Annotated in this window: 12 protein-coding genes; 11 read left to right on the forward strand and 1 reads right to left on the reverse strand. The window is 45.5% G+C overall.

Annotated features, from left to right (window positions below; genetic code table 11):
* Positions 1–66: 66 nt before the first annotated feature.
* The 11 genes from A8708_RS02355 (at position 67) to A8708_RS02405 (ending at position 21432) form a co-directional block, all read left to right on the forward strand.
* Positions 67–1794, forward strand: coding sequence for a sensor histidine kinase (locus tag A8708_RS02355; RefSeq protein WP_068661909.1), 1728 nt, complete (start codon positions 67–69; stop codon positions 1792–1794).
* 8 nt (positions 1795–1802) lie between these two features.
* On the forward strand, positions 1803–3410 hold the full coding sequence (locus A8708_RS02360; RefSeq protein WP_068661910.1) for a response regulator: 1608 nt from the start codon (positions 1803–1805) through the stop codon (positions 3408–3410).
* 24 nt (positions 3411–3434) lie between these two features.
* Entirely contained in the window at positions 3435–4544 is a 1110-nt protein-coding gene (locus A8708_RS02365; protein WP_068661911.1) for a glycoside hydrolase family 88 protein, read from the forward strand.
* 98 nt (positions 4545–4642) lie between these two features.
* Positions 4643–4855 (forward strand): alpha/beta-type small acid-soluble spore protein, encoded by a 213-nt coding sequence (locus A8708_RS02370; RefSeq protein WP_068661912.1) that lies wholly within the window; start codon positions 4643–4645, stop codon positions 4853–4855.
* 248 nt (positions 4856–5103) lie between these two features.
* Complete coding sequence (locus A8708_RS02375) at positions 5104–6306, forward strand: multidrug effflux MFS transporter (RefSeq protein ID WP_068661913.1); 1203 nt, start codon at positions 5104–5106, stop codon at positions 6304–6306.
* A 758-nt stretch (positions 6307–7064) separates the two neighbouring features.
* A complete protein-coding gene (locus A8708_RS02380; RefSeq protein ID WP_068661914.1) occupies positions 7065–13853 on the forward strand; it encodes a polysaccharide lyase family 8 super-sandwich domain-containing protein in 6789 nt (2262 codons plus the stop codon).
* A gap of 231 nt (positions 13854–14084) precedes the next feature.
* On the forward strand, positions 14085–16448 hold the full coding sequence (locus A8708_RS02385; RefSeq protein WP_068661915.1) for a helix-turn-helix domain-containing protein: 2364 nt from the start codon (positions 14085–14087) through the stop codon (positions 16446–16448).
* Positions 16449–16649: 201 nt separating this feature from the next.
* Complete coding sequence (locus tag A8708_RS02390) at positions 16650–18287, forward strand: type 2 periplasmic-binding domain-containing protein (RefSeq protein ID WP_068661916.1); 1638 nt, start codon at positions 16650–16652, stop codon at positions 18285–18287.
* A gap of 77 nt (positions 18288–18364) precedes the next feature.
* Positions 18365–19330, forward strand: a complete 966-nt coding sequence (locus A8708_RS02395; protein ID WP_068661917.1) for an ABC transporter permease — start codon at positions 18365–18367, stop codon at positions 19328–19330.
* Between the two features lie 54 nt (positions 19331–19384).
* Positions 19385–20263: a carbohydrate ABC transporter permease gene (locus A8708_RS02400; RefSeq protein ID WP_068661918.1), complete on the forward strand. Its 879-nt coding sequence runs from the start codon at positions 19385–19387 to the stop codon at positions 20261–20263.
* Positions 20264–20295: 32 nt separating this feature from the next.
* Entirely contained in the window at positions 20296–21432 is a 1137-nt protein-coding gene (locus A8708_RS02405; RefSeq protein ID WP_068661919.1) for a glycoside hydrolase family 88 protein, read from the forward strand.
* A gap of 56 nt (positions 21433–21488) precedes the next feature.
* Here A8708_RS02405 and A8708_RS02410 read toward each other — a convergent pair whose 3' ends face one another.
* Positions 21489–22925, reverse strand: a complete 1437-nt coding sequence (locus tag A8708_RS02410; protein WP_068661920.1) for a family 4 glycosyl hydrolase — start codon at positions 22923–22925, stop codon at positions 21489–21491.
* Positions 22926–23024 lie beyond the last annotated feature (99 nt).

The following is a 23024-nucleotide window of genomic DNA, read 5'->3' on the forward strand; positions in this document are numbered from 1 at the left end:
AATTATAACAATCGTGCGGAATTGCTTGGTATAATAGAGCAAATGAAAGATAGGAAGGAGCAGCTTATGAATCTAATCAAGAGAGTAATCCTTCTTATTGTAATGAGTTTAATCGTTATTCTTACGCTATATGCCTATTCTTACCGACAGAGTGTGAGCGTTATTGAAAATCAGATCAACACACGGAATGAGGAGAAGCTATCCTATTTCCTCAACCGCATAGAAAGTTTATTGGATCAGAATATGATCTACGCCACTCTCGTTACCAAAGATCCGGAGATTAAGAAGGTAGCTTACGGTGAATTGCCCCCGGCTAGCTATGATCGCGTAAGTGTCATTCAATCGATTGAAAGCAAGCTCAATTTATTTAGCATCACGAACCAAATCATGAACATCATTACGCTGTATTTCCCAAAAATCGATCTTGCCTTGTCGACGGTACCTGAAACGGGAACAAATCCACAGGATATATTAAAGGACTATACATCCAATTGGAAATTAACGAAAGTCGATATAAGCGGAGTGAAAATGGATGCATTCTCGCGGTTTTTCGTTTCCCCTTACCAAGCAGAGCCAACGGATCTGATGAAGTCCGATTTCATTATCCGTGTCGATTTCTTCACGAAGAATATAACGACTTTGCTGGACGAATTTAAAATGAACGGCAATGGTGAGGCATTTTTCTATGGCAGTTCTGAACAAATTGTGTACAACAGTACAGCGAATATGACGCTCATTCAGCAGCTGTTAAAGGAATACCCTATCGTGAATGCGAAGGGGATGAATAAAAGTGCGACGATCGTAGAGCTGGATGGAAAGAAATACATTCTCTATGTTCTGCCTTCTGAAAAGCTGGGCTGGAGTATGGTGGATCTTGAACCACTTGAAAAAATTCTTAAACCAGTGAATGACAGCCGGAATTTATTTTACATTATTCTGTTTTTGCTTCTATTACTCGGCATGGTAGCCGCCTATTTCTTATATTTCTATATCCAAGTACCTATTCGTATTCTGATTCGCAGCTCGGAGCATATCAAAAATAAAAATTTCTCCTACCGCATTCAAAGCTTGCGAAAGGATGAGTTCCGTCAATTGTTCGATTCGTTTAACGATATGGCAAAGGAAATTGACGAATTAATCAAGCGTGTCTATGCAGAAGAAATTCGTTCTAGAGAGGCTGTAATGAAGCAGCTGCAATCGCAAATTAATCCTCATTTCCTCTATAATTGCCTGGCTTATATCGTAAATATGGCCAAAATGAACAAGAACCAGTCTGTTATTGCGATGGCTCATAATTTGGGCGATTACTATAAATATACGACCCGTAATGAAACGTTGGAGACTACACTGGGAACGGAGTTAGAGCTCGCTGTCAACTATATGAATATTATGAATCACCAGTTAGATAAATTTCAGTATATCATATCAGTTCCAGAGCCGATGAAAGCGAAGAAGATCCCCAAACTGATTATTCAACCCATAATTGAGAATGCGATCATACATGGCCTCGAGGAAATTTCGATGAATGGTCTGATCACCGTCGTCGGGGTTGATGACGGACTTGTGTATCGCTTAATAATTGAAGATAATGGTCCAGGTCTATCGACGGATGCTCTGATGGCGCTTAGAGCCAAGACAGAAAATGAGCATAATGATTCTCCGCAAAAAGGGATTTGGAATGTGCATCATCGCTTCAAATATTACTTTGGGTTACGTTCTGGCATGCGTTTGGATAACTCGGCTCTAGGTGGTTTGCGAATTGAGTTGGTCTGGGAGAAAGCAACAGGGGAGTGAGAAGACATATGTTTTCATTACTAATTGTGGATGATCATAAGCATCAAGTGGATACATTAGCGCTTACTTTACCATGGGAAGAACTAGGGATAACCACCATTCATAAAGCTTACGAAGGCCAAGGAGCACTTGCCATCTTGGAGACCCATCCTATTGATATTGTAATCACGGATATACGCATGCCAGGTATGAGTGGTCTGGAATTAATCGAACGTATGAATGCAGCTAATCGTAAGATAGAGGCCATTCTGTTGACGGGGTATGCTGAATTTGAGTACGCGAAGAAAGCGATTGAGCTCCATGCCGTTGAGTATTTAATTAAACCAGTACGCGATGAATTGCTCATCGATGCAGTAAGCCGCGTCATCTCTAAGCGCCAGAATGATTTACAACATTCACAAGCTTTCAAACAAGCCAATGCGATCCTCCATCAGAATTTACCCCTGCTCAAAGAAAATGTTCTGCATGAGCTCCTGCAAGGAGCAGATATCTCACCTAAACAATTGACAGAAAAGCTAGAGATGTATCAGATTCCCTTTGCATATGGTGATCGTATTCGACTCATGGTGATTCAATTTGATCCCCATTTCTATGAATCGTACAACCCATCTGATATGAAGTTATTTGAATATGCTGTCATGAATATGGCAGAGGAATTGCTGCAAAGTCACTTTAGTCTGTGGACGAGGAAAGCACCGCAGGACAATGTTACTTTAATGATCAAGCCGACTCATTCTGGGGGGGCGGAATGGAGTGAGGAGGGATTGGTCTCCATTGCTAACCTCTTATTGGAGCAGGTTCATCGTTATTTAAAAGGAACTGTTGCCATTTACCTCTCTACGCCAGCACAGTTCCCAGATGAAGTTCATGCCATCTATTCTTCGGTTGTTTCAACGGTTATTAGCGCAACAGAACGACAGGGTATTATGAACTTGAACAAGCTTGAAGTTTCTAGCCGCGGAATGGAACCTTTGCGTTCCTTGTATCAAGCACCTATGCTAATCCAACTGATGGAGAGCAATAATCTGGATAAATTGAATGAGAAGCTTCACGCGATTTTTCATGAATTGGAACAAAAACAGGCCGACTCGCGCGCTCATCTTCGTGAAGCCTACTTACATATGCTAAGTTGTTTCACATTTTTGGCCCATAAGAAGGGCAAGGTCTTGGAAGATATTATTGGCATCAGCTCCGTCCACAAGGAACATAGTGTCATTCACTCTGCCAAGCAATTAAAAGCATGGTGCATATTGATTCTCGAAGCCCTGATTGAGGAAGCACCTACTGTCGATGATGAGAATCACCAACAGCTGGTCAATAAAATTCAAGCCTATATTCATCAAAATTTATCAAAGGATGTTACGCTGCAATCGATTAGTGAGCATGTATATTTACATGCCGTGTACTTGTCTAAAATTTATAAAGAGATTACTGGTTTAAATTTGAGTGAATACATTTTACATGCGCGAATGGAAGAAGCAAAGAGACTGCTTGAGCAAACATCCTTTAAAATTTATGAGATCACGGAGAAAGTAGGGTACCAAAGCCCACAGCATTTCATTCGCAGATTCAAAAAGTATTATGGTGTGACGCCGGATATTTTCAGAAAACAATAATAGGGATCAGAAGGGGAGTCTAACATGGATAAAGCATGGCTAGAAAGGGCTTGGAAACAAGTTGTAGATAAAATTGAACAAACAAGTGCTACCATAGGCACAGCATTTCCGAATGGAACCGAGAATGGTCGCTTCGTGATGACTGCGGCTCATGATTGGGTAGCAGGATTCTGGCCAGGGATACTATGGTTGGTGTATAGCGAAACGAAGAATGAACGTCTGCAAACATTGGCGGTTGCGTGTGAAGAGCAAATCAGTCAAACCCTATGGGAATTTGATCATTTGCATCATGACGTTGGTTTTATGTTCGAGCTTAGCTCGATCAAACAATATGGGTTTTTGGAAGATGAAGCTGCCAAACGGCATGCACTTATGGCAGCAAGCTTACTTGCTGGAAGATTTAATCCCGTTGGTTCCTTTATTCGTGCATGGCCGAATTGGGGAGGCGAAGATCACAGTGGCTGGGCGATCATTGATTGTATGATGAATTTACCGCTATTGTACTGGGCTTCAGAAGAGATTGCTGACCCGCGGTATCGTCATATTGCTGAGCTGCATGCGAATATGGTGCTCAACGAATTTATTCAAGAGGATGGATCCGTCCATCATATTGTTGCGTTTGACCCTGAGACAGGTGCTCGTATTGGAGCACTAGCCGGTCAAGGATATGCGGCAGATTCTGCATGGTCAAGAGGAGCCGCTTGGGCTGTGTATGGATTTGCACTTAGCTACAAATATACAGGTAAAGAGAAATACCTAACTGCTGCCAAGCGAGTCGCGCAATTCTTTCTTGATCATTTGCCCGCGGATAAGGTACCCTACTGGGATTTTCGCTTGCCTAAGGATTCGGATGATGCGCCTCGCGACTCCTCGGCAGCCGCAATTGCTGCATCGGGACTCTTAGAAATCGCTTCTCTTGTGGGGGACAAAGACGGATTAATTTATAAGCAGGGCGCTGAAGAAATACTGTTCTCCTTACACACTACTTACACGGTGGGGCAGGAACAATCAGAGGGATTACTGCTGCATGGCACCGGATATTATATGAAAGATATATATGTAGATACTTCACTCATTTATGGCGATTATTATTATGTTGAAGCCCTATTGAAACTTAAATATGCTTATAACTGAAGTGATTTCAAAAAATAAAGAATTAAAATAAAGCATGTATAATATTTTGCAAACTCCACATGATAATATCACACCAAGAAAAGGAGTGAATAACAAGTATGGCTAACAACACATTGGCAGTTCCACAAGCAAAAGCAGCAATGGATCAACTGAAGTATGAGGTGGCGCAAGAGTTAGGGATTCAGCTCCAAGCGTACAATGGAAATCTTACATCACGCGATGCTGGTTCCATTGGTGGTACGATTACCAAGCGTTTAGTACAAATTGCTGAACAACAACTTTCTGGATCCGCAGGCAGTTTCAGACGCTAAGCTGATCGTTTTTGCAGGTAAACTCAAAAGACTACACGCACCTATTCCTCCTTGGGTGAATGCAGTCTTTTTTATTTTGTCTGGCGCTGATACCCCAGCCTAACTGAAGGTACAACTAAGGAATAAGGGGGTAAAACAACCAACGTAATATTTAACTGTTGTCATAAACAATACAGTTATGTTATGGTGATACCAAATACAGAGAAAAATTCCGGATATGGAATAGGAGCATAGGAGAAACTACTAAAATGACTAACAAGAACAATCAGCATGCCGTCAGACTAGCACTGCTGCTCGGTTTATTTTCAACACTCGGGCCTTTTACCATTGATATGTATTTACCAGCCTTTCCTCAGATCGTGGAGAAATTCGGTACAACTGCCTCCCAAGTGCAGCTCAGCCTCACTGCCTGTCTACTCGGATTAGCTCTTGGCCAAGTAGTTATGGGGTCGCTCAGTGACGTACATGGTAGGCGCAAGCCGCTGCTTATTTCTATGGCACTCTATGTAGTTGCTTCCATCGCTTGTGCGATCGCACCGAGTATATGGTTGCTGATTATCGCTCGGCTTATACAGGGATTTGTTGCATCAGCAGGTATCGTCATTTCCCGGGCAATTGCACGCGACATGTTTAGTGGCCATGAGCTAACCAAATTTTTCTCGCTGCTCTTGCTAGTCGGAAATCTAGGCCCGCTAGTAGCACCAGTTGCAGGGAGCGGGGTTCTATCACTCACGAGCTGGATTGGTGTCTTTGTTGCGTTGGCTTTGTTGGGGATGTTCCTTCTTGCCATGACCAAATGGAGACTGAAGGAAACTTTGCCTGTCGAGCGCCGCAGTCCTAGCAATTTTGTGCAGCAACTGCGCAACTATGGATCGCTTTTGCGTGACCGTTCATTTACGGGCTATATGCTCGCACAAGGGGTCATGATTGCGGGAGTTTTCGCTTACGTTTCGGGTACACCTTTTATTTATCAAAATATTTATGGGGTATCCCCGACGGTATTTGCACTCTTATTCGGTTCGAACGGTATCACCTTGATTATCGGTTCGCAATTGGTTGGACGGATGGCTCATCGCGTGTCGGAGCAGTTCTTTCTTCTGCTTGGCTTATGGCTCGCAGGTGCTGCGAGCATCGCAGTCTTATTGGTGGCTATATTTCACGGTCCGCTCTATGCACTCGTGATCCCGCTCGTTTTCTTCGTAGCGTCCATCGGGATTACATCCACAGCGGCTTTTCCTCTTGCGATGGAGAGCCAGGGGCATATGGCTGGCAGCGCAGCTGCTTTGATGGGCGTCGTTCCTTTTTTGCTGGGAGCGGTCGTTTCGCCCCTAGTCGGTATTGCCGGTGAACACACAGCTGTTCCGCTGGGTGTCATCATATTGACTACGAGCGCTGCAGCAATGTTGTCTTATTTCCTTTTAGTTAAAAAGGGAGCAAAAGCGCAAGCTTGAGGAAACCCTATTTGTTTAGGAAATGCTCGGGATAGTCCCGAGCATTTTTTTGCTTTTTTTGGGCTAGGGTGAGTAGAAGTGAGAGTGAGAGTAGGAACAGAAGTTAAAGTAGAGATAGAAGTTAAAGTAGAGTTTTTGCGGGTTCAGTAGCACAAGTTTGTTGATGGATTTATGTGAGATTTGGCGTGCTCCTGATGATTAGATGGATTTTATACAGTTAAAATTCGGTATTTCCGCCTAAATAGCAAAATAGATGTAAAACCTGATGTTAATTTGAGTAGTTTCTCTAATTATCCCTAGAAAAGGTGATTTTAACTGTATATTTTCCAGTTAATTGGTTTTTTGGCGTGAAATTCAAGGGAATAAATGTAGGTTTTCCAGTTAATTTAAGCTTATTGAATGCATGTGATCGTGAAGATCGTGTATACCTTCACAAGTCCTGTGTCTCTGCCACAAATCGCGTATACCTTCACAAGTATTGGTAGAAGTAGTGGTAGAAGTAGGAATAGGAATAGGAATAGGAATAGGAATAGGAATAGGAATAGGAATGGTAGTAGTAGTGATTAAGTGAACTCAAGAAGTTTCCCCTATGAAATTTGACGTAAGCGTGGAAGTGAACCATTTTGTTAATCAAAGTGGACATTTTGTGCATGGTATTAATAATTTGTTAAGGCCTTTGGATGAAATGGTAATATGACAGCAGCGTAATGGCTTCTATAATGAGCGTGTAGGTATCCATTCAAGAGGGGGAGTTGTCCATGTTTAACAAAAGAAGGAGTGCTTGCATCCTCGTTGCCGCCATGGCAAGTAATTTGCTCATACCATTCAGTATGGCAGGCCCGATCACGGCACAGGCTGCAGTAACCACTTATGTGGGGGCGAGTTTTAATACGTACCCTACGGTGCCTTCAACCTCAGGGCCAACGGCAGAAATAGGAGGGAATTGGGGGTTGTATAATGCCAAAGCTGGTACGGACTATACCGTTGGGGAAGCTGTTTACGGTAGAAGTGATCTCAGCTTGAAGCTGGTGTCAGGAACGGCTGGTACACAGCTGTACACGGGGAAATTTGGTTTAAATATCGCGGGTAAGGTGGTATTGGAAGCATCAGTAAGGGCGCAGGACATCGGACATATCCGATTGCTGGATGTGAAGAGCACAAGCGGTGTATGGAAGAACTTTCTCACACTAACGGAAACAGGCAAAATGTCCATCTTAAATACGTCTTTAGGGACGTATGAACCGAATACGTGGTATCGCGTCAAAGCGATTATCGATCAGACCGGCAAAAAGGCGGATGTCCTGTTGAATGATGTCCAAGTTGTAACTGGTGTTACATTAGGGACCACTTGGGATACAATTAACACGCTGAAATTTACGCAGACAGGAACGGCGGTGCCAGGAAGTTCGTATCTAGACGATGTGCGGATTTATACGTATGCACCAGTTGAAAGCGTTTCCCTGTTGCCTGATGCTGCCACGATTGGTGTTGGTAAGCAGCAAGTACTTACCGCTCACATTATGCCCGAAGATGCGGCAGATCAGCGTGTGGTTTGGAGCTCGGATAACCCCGCAACGGTGACCGTTGATACGTATGGTGTGGTCACAGGTGTAAGTGTTGGAACCGCTCGAATTACGGCAACGACATTAGAGGGAGGGAAGGTAGCTTCCTCCAACATAACCGTTTCCAATAATGTGCCGGTTACTGGCATTACTTTGCCAGCCGAAAGGAGTCTAGCAGCAGGAGGGAGTCTACAGCTAACACCTATCATTGCACCAGAAAATGCTACAAACCAAAAGGTCACATGGACAAGTGACAACTCAGCTATCGCCACAGTTGATTCACAAGGTTTAGTCACTGCACAATCGCCGGGGCAAACTGTAATTAGCGTTCGAAGTGAAGACGGCAGCCATCAAGCGTCAACGAATGTGACCGTACAGTCGCCTGGTGTGGTTTCCATTTCTTTGCCAAGCCAAGCAACGGTTCTAATAGGAGATACGATTACGTTAGTTCCGTCTTTCCTGCCGGCACAAGCAAGCAATCAGCAGGTTATTTGGTCGATTGGCGATGCGTCAATTGCTACTGTCGATTCGACAGGTGTAGTCACTGGTCGCAAGTCAGGGGAGACATCGCTTAAAGCGACTAGTGTGGATGGAGGTAAAACGGCAAGCACCATGATTAAAGTAATTGATAAAGCAGCGGCTGCTGATGAATTTGAGCGATTACGATTGAAACGCAAAGCGGGTCTTGACGGTGGAGATAGCTTAGATACGGCAGACACTGATGTGCAGGCGAAGGTAGCGACATTTACAACAAACGGACAGAGCCGTTGGTCGACCTTGCAGAAGACGGCAGACCGTCAGGTACTGTGGCAAGATTCTGTAGTAAGCAGCGGGAACTCCGATGCCATTCACAACAATATTTCACGTATTCGGGAGATGGCGTATGCCTACTCCACGAAAGGCGGGGCATTGTACCATAATGTGCAATTGCAGAGTGATATTATTTCCGCATTGGAATGGGTGTATGTCAAGCAATATAACGAAACAGGTACGGCTTTTGGTAACTGGTGGAACTTTGAGATTGGCATTCCAGCTAAAATGACGGATATCATGGTGATGATGTTCGATACGTTGACACCGGAACAAATCGCACGCTATATCACAGCGATTGATCATTATACACCAGACATTCAATCGAACTTGTTCGATACGAGCTCTTATTATACGGGGGCGAATCGTTCTGATATTTTGTTGTATAAGCTCGTGGACGCCTTACTGTTGAAATCGGAGTCACGTATACGAGCTGTAGCGTCTGAAATGTCGCCATTGTTTGCTTATGTAACATCGGGAGATGGATTTTACGATGATGGATCTTTCGTGATGCATGCATCCGTCGCCTATACGGGCAGTTACGGCTCCGTCATGTTGGAAGGAGTCAGTCAACTACTGTACTTATTGAACGGTAGTCCTTGGCCGATTACCGATCCGAATATGAATAATTTTTATAAATGGATCTATGATGGGGTAGCCCCTTTGATTTACAAAGGAATGACGATGGACATGGTCAATGGTAGATCCATTGTTCGTGGATCAGATAATGCGCAGAAAACGGCAGCAGGCATCATGTCGGGGCTGGCAAGGCTTGCGTTGAATGCGCCAGGGGAAGATGCGCAGAAACTGAAGGGCATGCTGAAAGCATGGATTACGCAAGACCAGACTCAGTTTAACTATTACAATTACTTATCCTCCATGAATCTGATCGGTTCTGTCAAACAATGGATAAGTGATGCTGCGATAGCACCGGATAGAGAAGCCTCAGGGTATTATGAGTTCGCTGGTATGGCTAGAAGTCTGCAAATCCAAGATGACTATACGTTCGGCATTAGTAAAAGTTCGAAACGAATTCAGACATATGAGCTGACCAACGGTGAAAATGGCGAAGGTTGGTACACCGGTGATGGTATGACCTACCTGTATAACGCTGATCAGTCACAGTATATGGAAGATTACTGGGCAACAGCGAACCGATACCGATTGCCTGGCACAACGGTAGATACAAGACCCCGTGTGTTCGATAACTACCAAAACGGTGACGGTGAAGGCAAACCTGCCAATGCATGGGCAGGCGGTGTTGAGATGGGCTCATACGGCAGCTCAGGCATGCAGTTGAAACAGATTGGTACTACACTGCAAGCGAACAAGTCGTGGTTCATGTTCGGAGATGAGATTGTTGCTTTAGGATCCGGCATCTCGAGCAGCGATAACAGGACAATTGAGACGATTGTGGAGCAACGCAAGCTGAATGCGAATGGCGATAATACGCTGATTGTTGACGGGCAATCTAAGTCCTCTGGACTAGGCTGGGCCGAGCGAATGGCGGGTGTGCAGTGGATGCAGTTCAGCGGAAACGGCGCTCAATCCGATATTGGGTATTATTTTCCAGATCGACCGAGCATTTATGGACTTCGTGAACAGAGAACGGGTCGCTGGAGCGATGTTAATCAGAGTGTGGCGCAATCCGCACCGGTATCTCGCAACTACTTGAGCTTGTGGTTTGACCATGGGAAAAGCCCGCAGGGGCAAACCTACAGCTATGCCATTTTGCCAAATAAAACGGCTGACCAAGTGAGGCAATTCGCAGAGCATCCCTCTTATGAGGTGCTGTTAAATAATGACCAAGCGCAGGCGGTTCGACATCAAGGACTTGGTCTCACAGCCGTGAATTTCTGGAAGGATCAGAAGGTGAAGGCGGATTTGGTCACGAGCTCCAGACAAGCTGCTGTTATGATTAAGGAGGCGAATAATCGTCTAGAGATCGCAGTTGCTGATCCTACGATGGAGAATTCAGGCGCCATTGAGCTTGAGCTTGATCGCTCAGCTGCAGGTATTCTGGAGGCGGATCCGCAGATCATGGTTACGCAACTATATCCAACGATCCGCGTGGTTGTCCGTGTGAACGGTTCGGTAGGTCGTACCTTCCATGCGGTGTTCGATACGGATCCTGCAAAGCCAAGACCATCGGATCATCCGCCGATTCCAGCTATCATCAATCCGAGAGGTGTAAGTAATGAGCTAGACCATTCGGCGAATCTGTACGCCGCCTTCGATAACGAAGGCAATGGACTGGAAGCAATCGGTGGGGGTCCAAGTGGATGGAGTGTGAGTAGTGCGCAGCAAACGATTGTGACACTTGAGCGGTTGCCGGAGGAATCGAGCAACATTCTACGGCTGCTCGATATGAGCGATCTAGCCTCTGCCTCCGCTACCCGATTGTTTCCATCGGTATCCGAGTTAGCCGAAGTGGAGTGGACGTTTGCGGAACCGTATGGTCCCAAAGGCGAAGAATTTAAGCTGCTCAGCGGCGAAACGCCCGCCATCCGCTTATTGACACGTACGGGGGCGCTTTATTGGCTTGATGAACAGGGTGCAGAGCATTATATTCAACCCGTTTCGGCTGCTACTTGGACGAAGGTTCGACTGACGATTGATATTCCGCATAACAAGTATGATGTTTATGTGGACGGCAAGTTAGCGGCAGTTGGTGCGAGCTTTGCAAGTCCTGTTACAACGATTAGCGGCATCCGCATCGAAACGGATGAGCGGCAGAAGGACGCAATCCTGTACGCTGATAATATCATTGTGTATCGTTTTGGTGAGCAGACGCTGGTATATAGTACGTTTAATGCGGGAAGTGGGTCCTGGCAGATTGCTGAGAGTACAACGGCACCTGTACAGATAGTTGAAGATCCTAATCCCAATAACAAAAGCATTCTCTTGAACGATAACGACAACAAGTTTAGTGCTTCAATTAAGCAAACGTTTGCGGAGCAAACCGGGACCTTCGTGGCAGAATGGGATTTGAAAGAAAAGAATAGCGGCAAAACACCATTCTATGAACTGCGACAAGGGGAGAAGACGGTTGTCCGTTTGTTAACCAGTGGCACGCTGCGATACTTATACAAGGATGGGAAAGTAGATACGCTTGGATCTGTTCCAACAGGGACGTGGTATCATATCCGATTGGAAGTTGACGTTGCTAATCAGAAGGTCAATGTCTATTTGAACGGCGTACTACAGAAGGCGGGACTCAGCTTCTACGAATCGTCGACCTCAATTGATAATATTCGGATCTATACGTCTTATGGTGCGGTGGATGCACCCATGTGGATCGACAATGTGAAGTTGTACACTTATGCTCAACCAATTCAACCAATAGGATTGGAACTGAGTACGGAAGGTAATGCCGTATATTTAGATGAGCCAGCAGAAGAGGCAGAGCAGACAGTGGTATCGCTGCTGAGTGCGGAAGTGACACCTTTGAATGCTTATGATACGACTGTTCGCTGGATCTCTTCCAACGAGCAGGTTGCATCTGTCGATACTAGCGGTTTGGTAACAGCGAAGCAGCCTGGCAAAGCGATCATTACAGCAACAACGGCTCACGCCGAGTTGCAAGCAGCCGTCACTGTGTATGTGGTGCTGAAGGCGCCTGAGGTTACAGCAAATGATGCTGCGAATACCGTTACAGGAATGGTTACAGGATTGGAATACAGCTTAGATGGCAGTGACTATGCTCCATATGAGTTAGAAGGTTTCAAGCTCCTTAATCTGAATGGGCCTCACGAACTTAACGTTCGTTGGGCGGCCAATGAGTCGACAGGTGCATCTGCAGGGAAAGTGACGACGCTGCGATTCGTCTCATTGAACCAGTCAACAGGCGAAGGATCTGGTTCTGGATCGGGCTCTGGCACTGGCGAACCATCGTATCCAACGACACCGGTGACGCCGCCGAGTATTGGATCGAAAGATAGTATCATTCAACTGAAAGTATCGGATGATTCTATACAAACAAGTAAAGACAGCCAAGGTAAGGAAATTACGTCGGTTACCGTAGATGTCGATGCCCTCAAGCAAGCATGGTCTGAGGCAACGTCCGCTGTAGTCATCGCTCTGCCGAATAACAGTAATTCACTCGTTGTGAATCTTCCGGTTGCTGTTCTTCAAGGAGCATCAGAAGTTACGCCTTCTGGTGTGGTAGTTATACGATCACAGCAAGGTGAGATCACCTTGCCAATGGCATTGTTTATTCCTGGCGGAGCCTTGGCGCACCTGCCACAATCGTCGACAAGCACCTTGGCCGTCACGATAGAAAATGCGGAGACTACATGGGGAGATCACGTGAAGAATGCTTCAGGTCTGCACAATGTTTCAGTAGTAGGTCCGATTGTGGATTATAAGGTGACATTGGAGCAAGATGGTACAATTGTTCCTGTAACACAATTCGGGAATCTCTTCGTAGAGCGTACCCTGTTCATTTCAGCAAAATTGAACGCAAATACGGCAACTGCTGTACGATATGATCCAGAGACAGGCAGGTTGAGTTATGTACCAGCTGTCTTCAATACACTTCCTAACGGTCAAACGGAAGTACGTATGCAGCGAAACGGCACGAGCATATACACAGTGATCCAAGGCAACATAACCTTCAATGATATCATCGGTCACTGGAGCAAAGCCGATGTTGACAAGTTAGCCTCCAAGCTAATCTTGCAAGGACAATCAGATGGTCGATTCGCACCTGAAGCATCGGTCACGCGAGCGGAGTTCGCTGCAATGCTCATCCGTGCGCTTGGCTACCAAGCGAAGCCAGTTAGTCAACCGACGTTCAACGACGTAGCGTCGGCCGATTGGTACTTTGCTGATGTTGAAGCGGCTGTGCAGGCGAAACTAATCAAAGGCATTTCCCCGGATACATTCATGCCGAATCTGCCGATCACGAGAGAGCAGATGGCTGTCATGATCGCATCAGCGATGAAGCTCGCAGGCAAGCATGTTCAAGCAAATGCGATTCTCAATACGCTGGAGACGTATATAGACCACTCACAAATCAGTCAATGGGCGAAAGAGTCGCTTGCGGCAGTTATGCAAGTTGGTCTAATGAACGGCAGATCCATTAACAACTTGGCGCCAACAGCCAATTTGACAAGGGCAGAAGCTGCAGTTGTTCTGAACAGATTTTTGATTTACGTAAATTTTATGAACTAATGCTAGAAGAGGGAGCCGATGGCTCCCTCATTTGCATGCAAACGTAAATATTTTAACAACATAATTGGACAAAATAGACATTCCCTTTTTTAGAGGAAAACCGTCATAATGGAAGAAGTACTATTGCCAGAAACCCTCGCAGTACGGTTATTATGCCTTATGTGAGAATAGAAAGTATGGGGTAGGAACGGATAACTTACCTACGAGATGACACCCCAAAGGAGAGACTGCATGCCGATCAAAGTTAATCTATGGAAGAAACGCAAAAGTGTCATTTTTACATGGCTCATTTCGTACAGTGCTGTCTTTATCATTCCGATTCTGATGAGCTTAATCTTATATAGGGAATCAAGTGACACGTTGCGCGGTGAAATTCATCGAGCTAACGATACCATGCTCCAGCAAGTGAGAGAAACCATAGATTCACAGATTGAGATGATGCAGCGGCTCAGTATGGAGCTTACCTGGAATTCAAGAGTTCAGAGCTTGATCTATACACGATTGTCTAGTAGTGACGAACAATATACGGCGTATCAAGTTGCGAAAGAATTTCAAATGTATCAGACTTCCTACGCCTCTGTGGATCAATTTTATGTCACCTGGGAGGGGGAGAATACTGTTCTGCTTCCTGGGAGTACCCGGGATTATCAAGCGGGCTTCGAAACCATTCATGAGACAGGTGTAATCAGTTATGCTGATTGGTTGAAGTTGGTGAAACAGAATAGAAGCACGACCTTCACGATGCTGCCTCGCAAAGACAATATGTATTCGAAGCAAGCGTTGGCGCTTATTACTCGCTTACCTGCTGGGGCGATTAGTAGACCTACGGGTTCAGTAGTTGTAATGGCGGATGTGGAACGATTCAATAAAGCGATTGCCAAAGTGCAATCGTTTAGTGGCGGGGACGTGTACCTGCTGGATGAAGCGCACGACGTCTTGCTGTCCAATACAAGTACAAGCCTGCCTGCCTCAATTCTGAATCAACTAGGTGCGAGGGAAAGTGGAGTTATTTATAACAAAACGAGCGACGAGCAATCGGAGATCTATTATCTTCATTCCGAAGTCTCTAAACTTACTTTTATATCAGTTATTCCAAGCAAATTGTATTGGCAAAAAGCTGTATATGTCCGCAACGTGATGTACATTAGCGTCGCGATTAGTCTCGTCGGGGCTGCGATCTTAACACTCTTCTTCATGCGCAGGAATTATTCGCCTATCCAGCGATTAGTGAAAGTGTTAGCCGGTGCAGAAGCGGCAAGGGGCAATGGAACAAAACAAGAAGGAAATGAACTCAGCTTCATTCACCGAGCCCTCTCCGATACCCTCAGTGAAAAAGAGGCGATACGGGTCCAGTTGCAGCAACAGCATAATATGCTGCGTTCCAACATGCTCGCGCGACTGCTCAAAGGTCGACTGGATGGACCTATTCCGCTCCAAGAGGCGCTGATTTCACATCAAATTGAGCTGCTTTCCGATCATTTTGCTGTCATATTATTTTTCATGGAATCGCCTGAAGACGTTAATATCAGCATTTCATCTATTGGGACACATGAGAAAAGCAGGTTGGCACAGTTCATTTTGACGAATGTTGTGGAAGAATTGGTTGGTATGCGAGGACATCGTGGATACGTAGCGGAAGTTGGCGACATGTTGGCTTGTATTGTGAATTTTGCGGAGGACAATGAGGAAGGTCGGATGCAACAACTTGTCTCGATCTCTGAAGAGGCCCAACAGTTTCTATTGGATCGCTATCGGATGCAACTTACGTTATCAATTTCAAGAGTACAAGCAACGATTGCTGGTATTTCGCAAGCCTATCAAGAAGCGCTGGATGCTATGGAATATAAGCTCATTCTGGGCAAGCAGAAAATTATAGCTTATGATCAGCTACATAAGGAACCTATAACGGGCTATTACTACCCATTGCAGATTGAGCAGCGATTGATGAATTTTATTAAAATAGGTGATTTGGAGCGCGCAAGAGAAGTGCTTGACGAAGTTATTGAGCGCAATTACGGCAAATCGGTGACCTCCGTGACGCTGGTTCGTACCCTAATGTTTAATTTAATCTCCACGATGATGAAAACGATTCATGAGCTTGGGGAAGTGGATGAAAGCTTCCTAGCCCAGCATCCGAATTGGATGGACTCGATGGCAAACAGTGATACGGTTAAGGAAATGGTTGAACAGCTTAATCTGTTATTGGAAGATGTGTGTGAATACACGGCAGCCAAACTGGACGTAAGCATTATTAAGGGGCGTTCGGAATCGCTGAGGGAATTGATATTTAAAGTAAATGTCTACGTAGAAACACATTATCAGGATATGGATTTAAATGTAGGCATGCTGGGAGAACAGTTTCAATTAAAAGCGAGCTACCTGTCCAAGTTATACAAGGAACAAACAGGAGAGGGGCTGCTTGATTATATTAATCGCGTTCGCATTGAGCAGGCCAAAGCGCTTCTGGGCTTCACGGATCAAGCGATTGTGGAAATTGGTAAGCAGGTAGGATTTAATGAAGCGGCGACGTTTATCCGGGTGTTTAAAAAGTTCGAAGGCATTACGCCCGGCAAATTTCGTGAGCTCCGGGGGTAAAACGGGCGGCCACAAAGTGGTTGCCCGTTTTACATATTAGAATGATATGAAATTGGCGATTTTGTACATGATTGAGCTTGTTTTAACAATGAAATTGGAGTTTTTGATTATATCTTTTCGTGTTTAGAAGCGGCAATATGAAGGCTGTAAGGACTGAGGCGTTACATAAACGCTGTCAAATGAAAAGGGAGGTAAGCAGTTATGAAAGTTACAAAAAAAATCGTAACAATGGCAACTTTGCTTGCGCTATCAGGTTCTGTAATCGCGGGCTGTTCCAAAGAGGTGGCTACGGAACAACCAAAGGATGGGGCAAGCTCTACACCTGCGACAACGACAGGTACATTCAGCTATCCGATGAAATCGGATAAAACGCTCACCTACTGGGCGGAACTCAATGGAAACATCGGTAGCGTGAAGCCGACATTCCAAGAGGTACCCTTCTTCCAAGAGTGGCAGAAACGGACAGGCGTTAATTTGAAATTCATCCAACCGCCTGCGAATCAGGCGAAAGAAGCATTGAACGTGTTGCTGGCTTCTGGCGAACTTCCAGATATGATCGAGTATGTGTGGAGTTCAGGCTTTCCAGGTGGTCCAGAGAAGGCGATCAACGACGGCTATATTCTTAAACTAAATGATGCAATGGATAAGTATGCGCCGAATTTAAAGAAATATTTGAAAGAGCATCCCGAGGTTGATAAGCAAATTAAGACGGACAGCGGTAGCTATTACGCTTTCCCGTTCATTCGTGGAGACGATTTGTTGAAGACATATCAAGGGCCCATTATTCGTAAGGATTGGCTGGATGAGCTGGGACTCCCGATGCCGCAAACGATGGATGATTGGTACAATGTGCTCAAAGCGTTTAAAGAGAAGAAAGGTGTTGCAGCTCCGCTTACTTTCCTAGGAATGCCTACGGCATTGTTTGGCTTGGATGGCGGCGCATTCACTGGCGCTTTTGGTGTCATTAAGAACTTCTATCAAGAGGATGGGAAAATCAAATACGGCCCCATGGAGCCTGGCTATAAGCAATTCCTAGCTACGATGCAGAAGTGGTATGCGGAAGGGTTAATTGACAAAAACATAGCTACTGTAGATAGCAAGACGATGGACTCCAACATGACTTCAGGCAAAAGCGGTGCAACCGTATGGAATTCTGGTGCAGGTATCGGTAAATGGCAGCCAATCGTCAAGGAGAAAGAACCGAAAGCTCAGTTCGCTCCAGCGCCATATCCAGTTCTGAAGAGCGGTGACAAGCCAAAGTTCGGACAAAAGGATTTTTCCTTCGTGTCCACTGGCGGCGTTGCAATTACAGCCAATTCCAAGAATGTAGAAACGGCCGTGCGGTTGCTTGATTACGCATATGGCGAAGAAGGGCACAATTTCTTTAACTTCGGTATCGAAGGCATTAGCTTTAAAATGGAAAACGGCTATCCAACGTATACGGATTTGGTCATGAAGAATCCGGATAAGCTTGCTCCTGCGCAAGCGCTTGCGATGTATGCACGCAGCGGCTATAATGGCCCTTTCGTTCAAGATAAGCGGTATATCGAGCAATATTTGACGATGCCAGAACAAAAAGACGGGATTACTGTATGGTCGAAAACAGATGCAGACAAATATTTGTTGCCGCCAATTACGCCTACACCGGACGAGAGTTCGGAATTCGCAACAATTATGAACGACGTCAAGACCTTAGTAGATGAAATGTCGTTGAAAATTATATTGGGTTCTGAGCCGATTGATTCATTCGATAAGTATGTGGATAAGATTAAATCTCTGAAGATCGAACGTGCTATCGGGATTCAGAAAGCGGCACTTGATCGCTACAACAAGCGTTAATCCAAAGTATAAGGAGAGGCGATGACTTTCATCAAAATCAAAGCCTCTCCTCACTTATAAATAAAGGAGATCTGTGCATGAACCGGAACCTGCAGACTACCGCTGCCCCCGTTGCTCCATCCCGTGCCGGTTCCTTACGTAGAACCGTTGCGAAGGATTTTATCACGAATAAATACCTGTATCTGATGATTTTACCCGTGCTTGCTTATTATGTCTTGTTTCACTATGCGCCGATGTACGGAGCAATGATCGCTTTCAAAAATTACTCGCCTATGAAAGGCATTTTGGACAGTCCTTGGGTTGGCTTTGCCCATTTTGAGAGCTTTTTTAACAGCTTCTACTTTTGGCGTATTTTTAAAAATACGATCCTCATTAGCTTGTACTCGCTTTTGTTTGAATTTCCGATGCCGATTCTGCTAGCCCTGCTCCTAAATGAAGTGAAAAATAAAACCTTCAAAAAGACAGCACAGTCCATTACTTACATGCCTTATTTCATCTCAATGATCGTCATCTGTGGGATGATTAAGGACTTTACGAACAGTGGCGGCTTTATTAATACATTTTTCGTTTCGGTAATGGGTACGGATGGTCAAGCGATGCTGCAAAAGCCAGAACTATTCCGTTCCCTCTATGTGATCTCGGATATTTGGCAACGTATAGGCTGGGAGTCCATTATTTATATGGCTGCCCTCACGAGTATTGATCAGGAACAGTATGAGGCAGCGCGCATCGATGGTGCGTCTCGCATGCAGCAGATACGGAACATTACCCTGCCAGGTATATTGCCGGTCATTGTCATTATGTTTATTCTACGGTCTGGTAATTTGCTGAATGTTGGTTTTGAGAAAATTATTCTATTGTACAATCCAGTCGTGTACGAGACTTCAGACGTCATCTCTTCCTTTGTGTATCGGAAAGGTTTGCTCGAATTTAACTGGAGCTACAGCTCGGCTGTCGGTTTGTTCAATTCGGTGTTAAATTTGTTGCTGTTAATTGCGGCGAACCGGTTCAGTAAGAAGGTAACTGACAATAGTTTGTGGTAACTTGCCTGGCAGGTTATTGCTTGGTTAGATTTTACGAAGAAAGGTAGTGCCCGGATGTCTATCCAATCAAAGTGGGAAGAACGGATCTTTAATGCCGTCATTTATACGGTGTTGACCTTGCTAATGGCGGCCACGATTTACCCGCTGCTTCATGTGCTTTTTGCCTCTTTCAGTGACGCTGATCAAATTGTGTCCCACGAAGGTATATTATGGCGACCGCTTGGCTTTAATTTGGAGGCGTATAAACTGGTTTTCTCCAATTCAGCGATTATCGTAGGTTATGGAAATACGTTGTTTATCGTCGTAGTCGGTGTTGCCTTTAATCTACTCCTGACAGCGCTTGGCGCTTTCGTGCTTTCCCGCAAGAATGTATTCTGGAGCAAATGGATCATGTTCGGCATTTTATTTACGATGTTCTTCAGTGGCGGATTGGTCCCGATGTATCTTATTGTCAAAGGCGTGGGACTGTTGGACACCCTCTGGTCCGTGATCATCCCTTTTGCTGTGAGTACATTCAATCTCATCATCATGCGAACGGCATTCGCGTCCATCCCAGATGCTTTGGAGGAGTCGGCGAAAATCGATGGGGCCAATCATTTTGTACTGCTATTTCGTATTATAATCCCACTGTCGCTCCCTACGCTCGCTGTGATCGCTTTGTATTATGCAGTTGACAAATGGAACGGGTGGTTCTATGCTTCCATCTTTCTTAAGGATCGTGAATTATTTCCGCTGCAAATCATTTTGCGAGAAATTCTCATTTCCAATTCAACGGACAGCATGTCCTCTGGTACGAGTGGCGATATGTTTCAGATCGGTGAGACAATCAAGTACGCTACCATTGTCGTAGCGACCTTACCTATTCTTTGTGTGTATCCGTTTCTGCAACGTTTCTTCATCAAGGGCGTTATGGTTGGGGCTGTAAAAGGGTAGTTGTTTAAACTATTGAAAAGGGGCGCTCGAAGATGTGGGTAGAAGCATTAACGCATGCTGTGGAGAAAACACGGCGAAATATAGATAAATTCGAGAATCTTTTCCCTTGGACGGGACTTGACGGCGGTGACTATAAGCGAAGTGATCATCAGGATTGGACAGAAGGATTCTGGTCGGGAATGCTCTGGCTGAGCTATGAAGCTTCGGGGGACAGAGTGTTTCGGGAAGCAGCTGTTCGTACTGTACATAGCTTCCGCAGACGATTGGATACATTCAAGGTGTTAGATCACCATGATATCGGCTTTCTCTATTTGCCATCAGCGGTGGCGTGGTGGATGCTGGAAGGTAACGAAGAAGCGAAGACGCTGGGACTTGAAGCAGCAGATGTACTTGTGAAAAGGTGGCGTCCTGCTGGCGGATACATTCAGGCTTGGGGACCTGCCGGCGATCCCCAAAATGGCGGCAGAATCATTATTGATTGTTTGCTGAACATTCCCCTCTTATATTGGGCGTACGAAAAGACTGGCAATAAACAGTACTTGGAAGTTGCGCTTGCACATGCGGAGAAGAGCCGTAGATATCTTGTGCGTGGAGATGATTCTTCGTACCATACGTTTTATTTTGATCAGGAAAACGGTGAGCCCATAGGGGGTGGAACGCACCAGGGTTACAATGATGGCTCTACGTGGACGCGTGGACAAGCTTGGGGTATTTATGGTTTTATTCTTTCGTATAAATATACGCAGAATCCGGTATACCTGGAAGTATCGCGTCGAATGGCTGCTTATTTCATTTCGCGACTTCCTGCTGATCAGGTAACATATTGGGACTTTGATGTGCCAATCGAAACAGGAACGCCAAGGGACAGCTCGGCTACGGCGATTGCTTGCTGCGGTATGTTGGAGCTCATCGACTGCTTGCCGGAAGGAGATCCTGATCGAGAGCGATTCGTAAAAGCGGTGTTTCGCTGCATGACGTCGCTGACGGAGAACTACTTGACCAGCGATGATCCGGATGCAGAAGGTTTACTGCGTCATGGATCCTACCACGTACGAGGAGGCATGTCGCCGGATGACTTCGTTATTTGGGGGGACTACTTCTACATGGAGGCATTGATGCGACTTGTCCGTGGGGTCCCGGGGTATTGGTATGAAAGGGAATCGAATTAAAGTGAAAGTCCGCTGTCTCCTGATTGGGATGCAGCGGACTTTTGGTATTTGCATAGCTATCTTGCTGGATTGGATACCAGCGCTTTCGATGCATCTTGCTCCGATGTCGCATACCAACTACTCGGTATAACATCCCGCTCCAATTCCAGCAACTCCTCGATAATAAGATCCGCGTCCGCAATGGAATTGACTAACGGATCTGTTAACATTGCCCGTCTCAGTTTCTCACGACTGCCCTCAACAACGGCTTCTGCTGTCAGTTCATGCGCATCTAGGACAAGTTCCTGCAAGCCTCGAAGTCCCCGAGGCATATCCCCAACAGGTAAAGGTTTGATGCCGTCCATCGATACTTCACATAACAACTCTAGGAAGGCATCGTCATTCATATTGGGTACGGCACCTTGATTTGTAGTGTTGATGTAGTACGGTTTGCCCAAACCTCCGACCATATTCTCGATAATATCCGTCGCATGATCGGGTCCGAAGGTGTCCATATATGACTGAATAGGGAGTCTGCCCTCGATGAAGTCGTCGACTTGTTGCCACATGGCATCGTGCCGAAGATAACGTGCTTCTGTCTCCCATATGGATAAAGGTGGAATGGCATCCGGTGTAGACCCAAGTCCTTGCCAGAAACGCAAATACTCTTTGGTATGCGGTGTGCAAGTCGGCACATAACCGTAAATATCGTACAGTTGATAACTGATAGCATCGTTGTCTTTCGCTTTCGCACCTGTGTCCCCGCCAGCGGTTTCTGTTTCAGCGGATTGCTTCATAGATGCCGCAATACGAGGCATGACATCAACACCATCATAGTCAGCCTTAAGCATCCAGGTAAAATGATTAACGCCTGCGATACGCAGATCGAAACGGCTGTCCATATCCGCCGTATATTCGTTGGGATCTGCCACGATGCCTGCGCGCCAAGCATAGTTGATTTTCTTCCCTGGCATGTGATGACCATCACATAGGGCAAAGCTCTTCAACTTCGGTGCGTAACGGCTCAAGGCAATCCCATGAACTGCAGATGGGTTAATATAATTGATGACCCACGCATCAGGACATAATGCTTCGATGTCGCGTGCACAATCCATAATGACAGGGAGTTCCCGCATAGCCCTGAAGATACCACCTGGCCCAATTGTATCGCCTGAGCACATGCGAATCCCGTATTTTTCCGAAATAGCGCAGTCTATGCCTCTATACTTGACCGTATCTTCAGCAAAGCTAAGTACGACGAAGTCCGCGCCTGGCAGTACATCTCTACGGTCGGTAGAACCTTCAATCACAAGTTCCACTTGATTCTCAGCAGCCACCATTTTTGCTAGCGTGACCATCTTGTTCAATCGCTCTTCATTTGTATCCACTAGAGCAAGCGTACCTCTATTCAAGTATTCGGAATGCACCATTTGCCAGATAGACTGGCGTCCGAAAAACAAACTTCCTGCTCCAATTACGACAACCTTAGGTTTCTGAATTTGTGTAGATGTCATGATCAATTCCTCCATTTCAGGGTATGTCTTAATTATAAGAAAATAGGTGTGAGAGGAAATGCAGGAAAGTTCCGTATAGATGTCAAATAGTATGATTAT

The sequence above is a fragment of the Paenibacillus oryzisoli genome, assembly GCF_001653565.1.
In the GTDB taxonomy this organism is placed as follows: domain Bacteria; phylum Bacillota; class Bacilli; order Paenibacillales; family NBRC-103111; genus Paenibacillus_E; species Paenibacillus_E oryzisoli.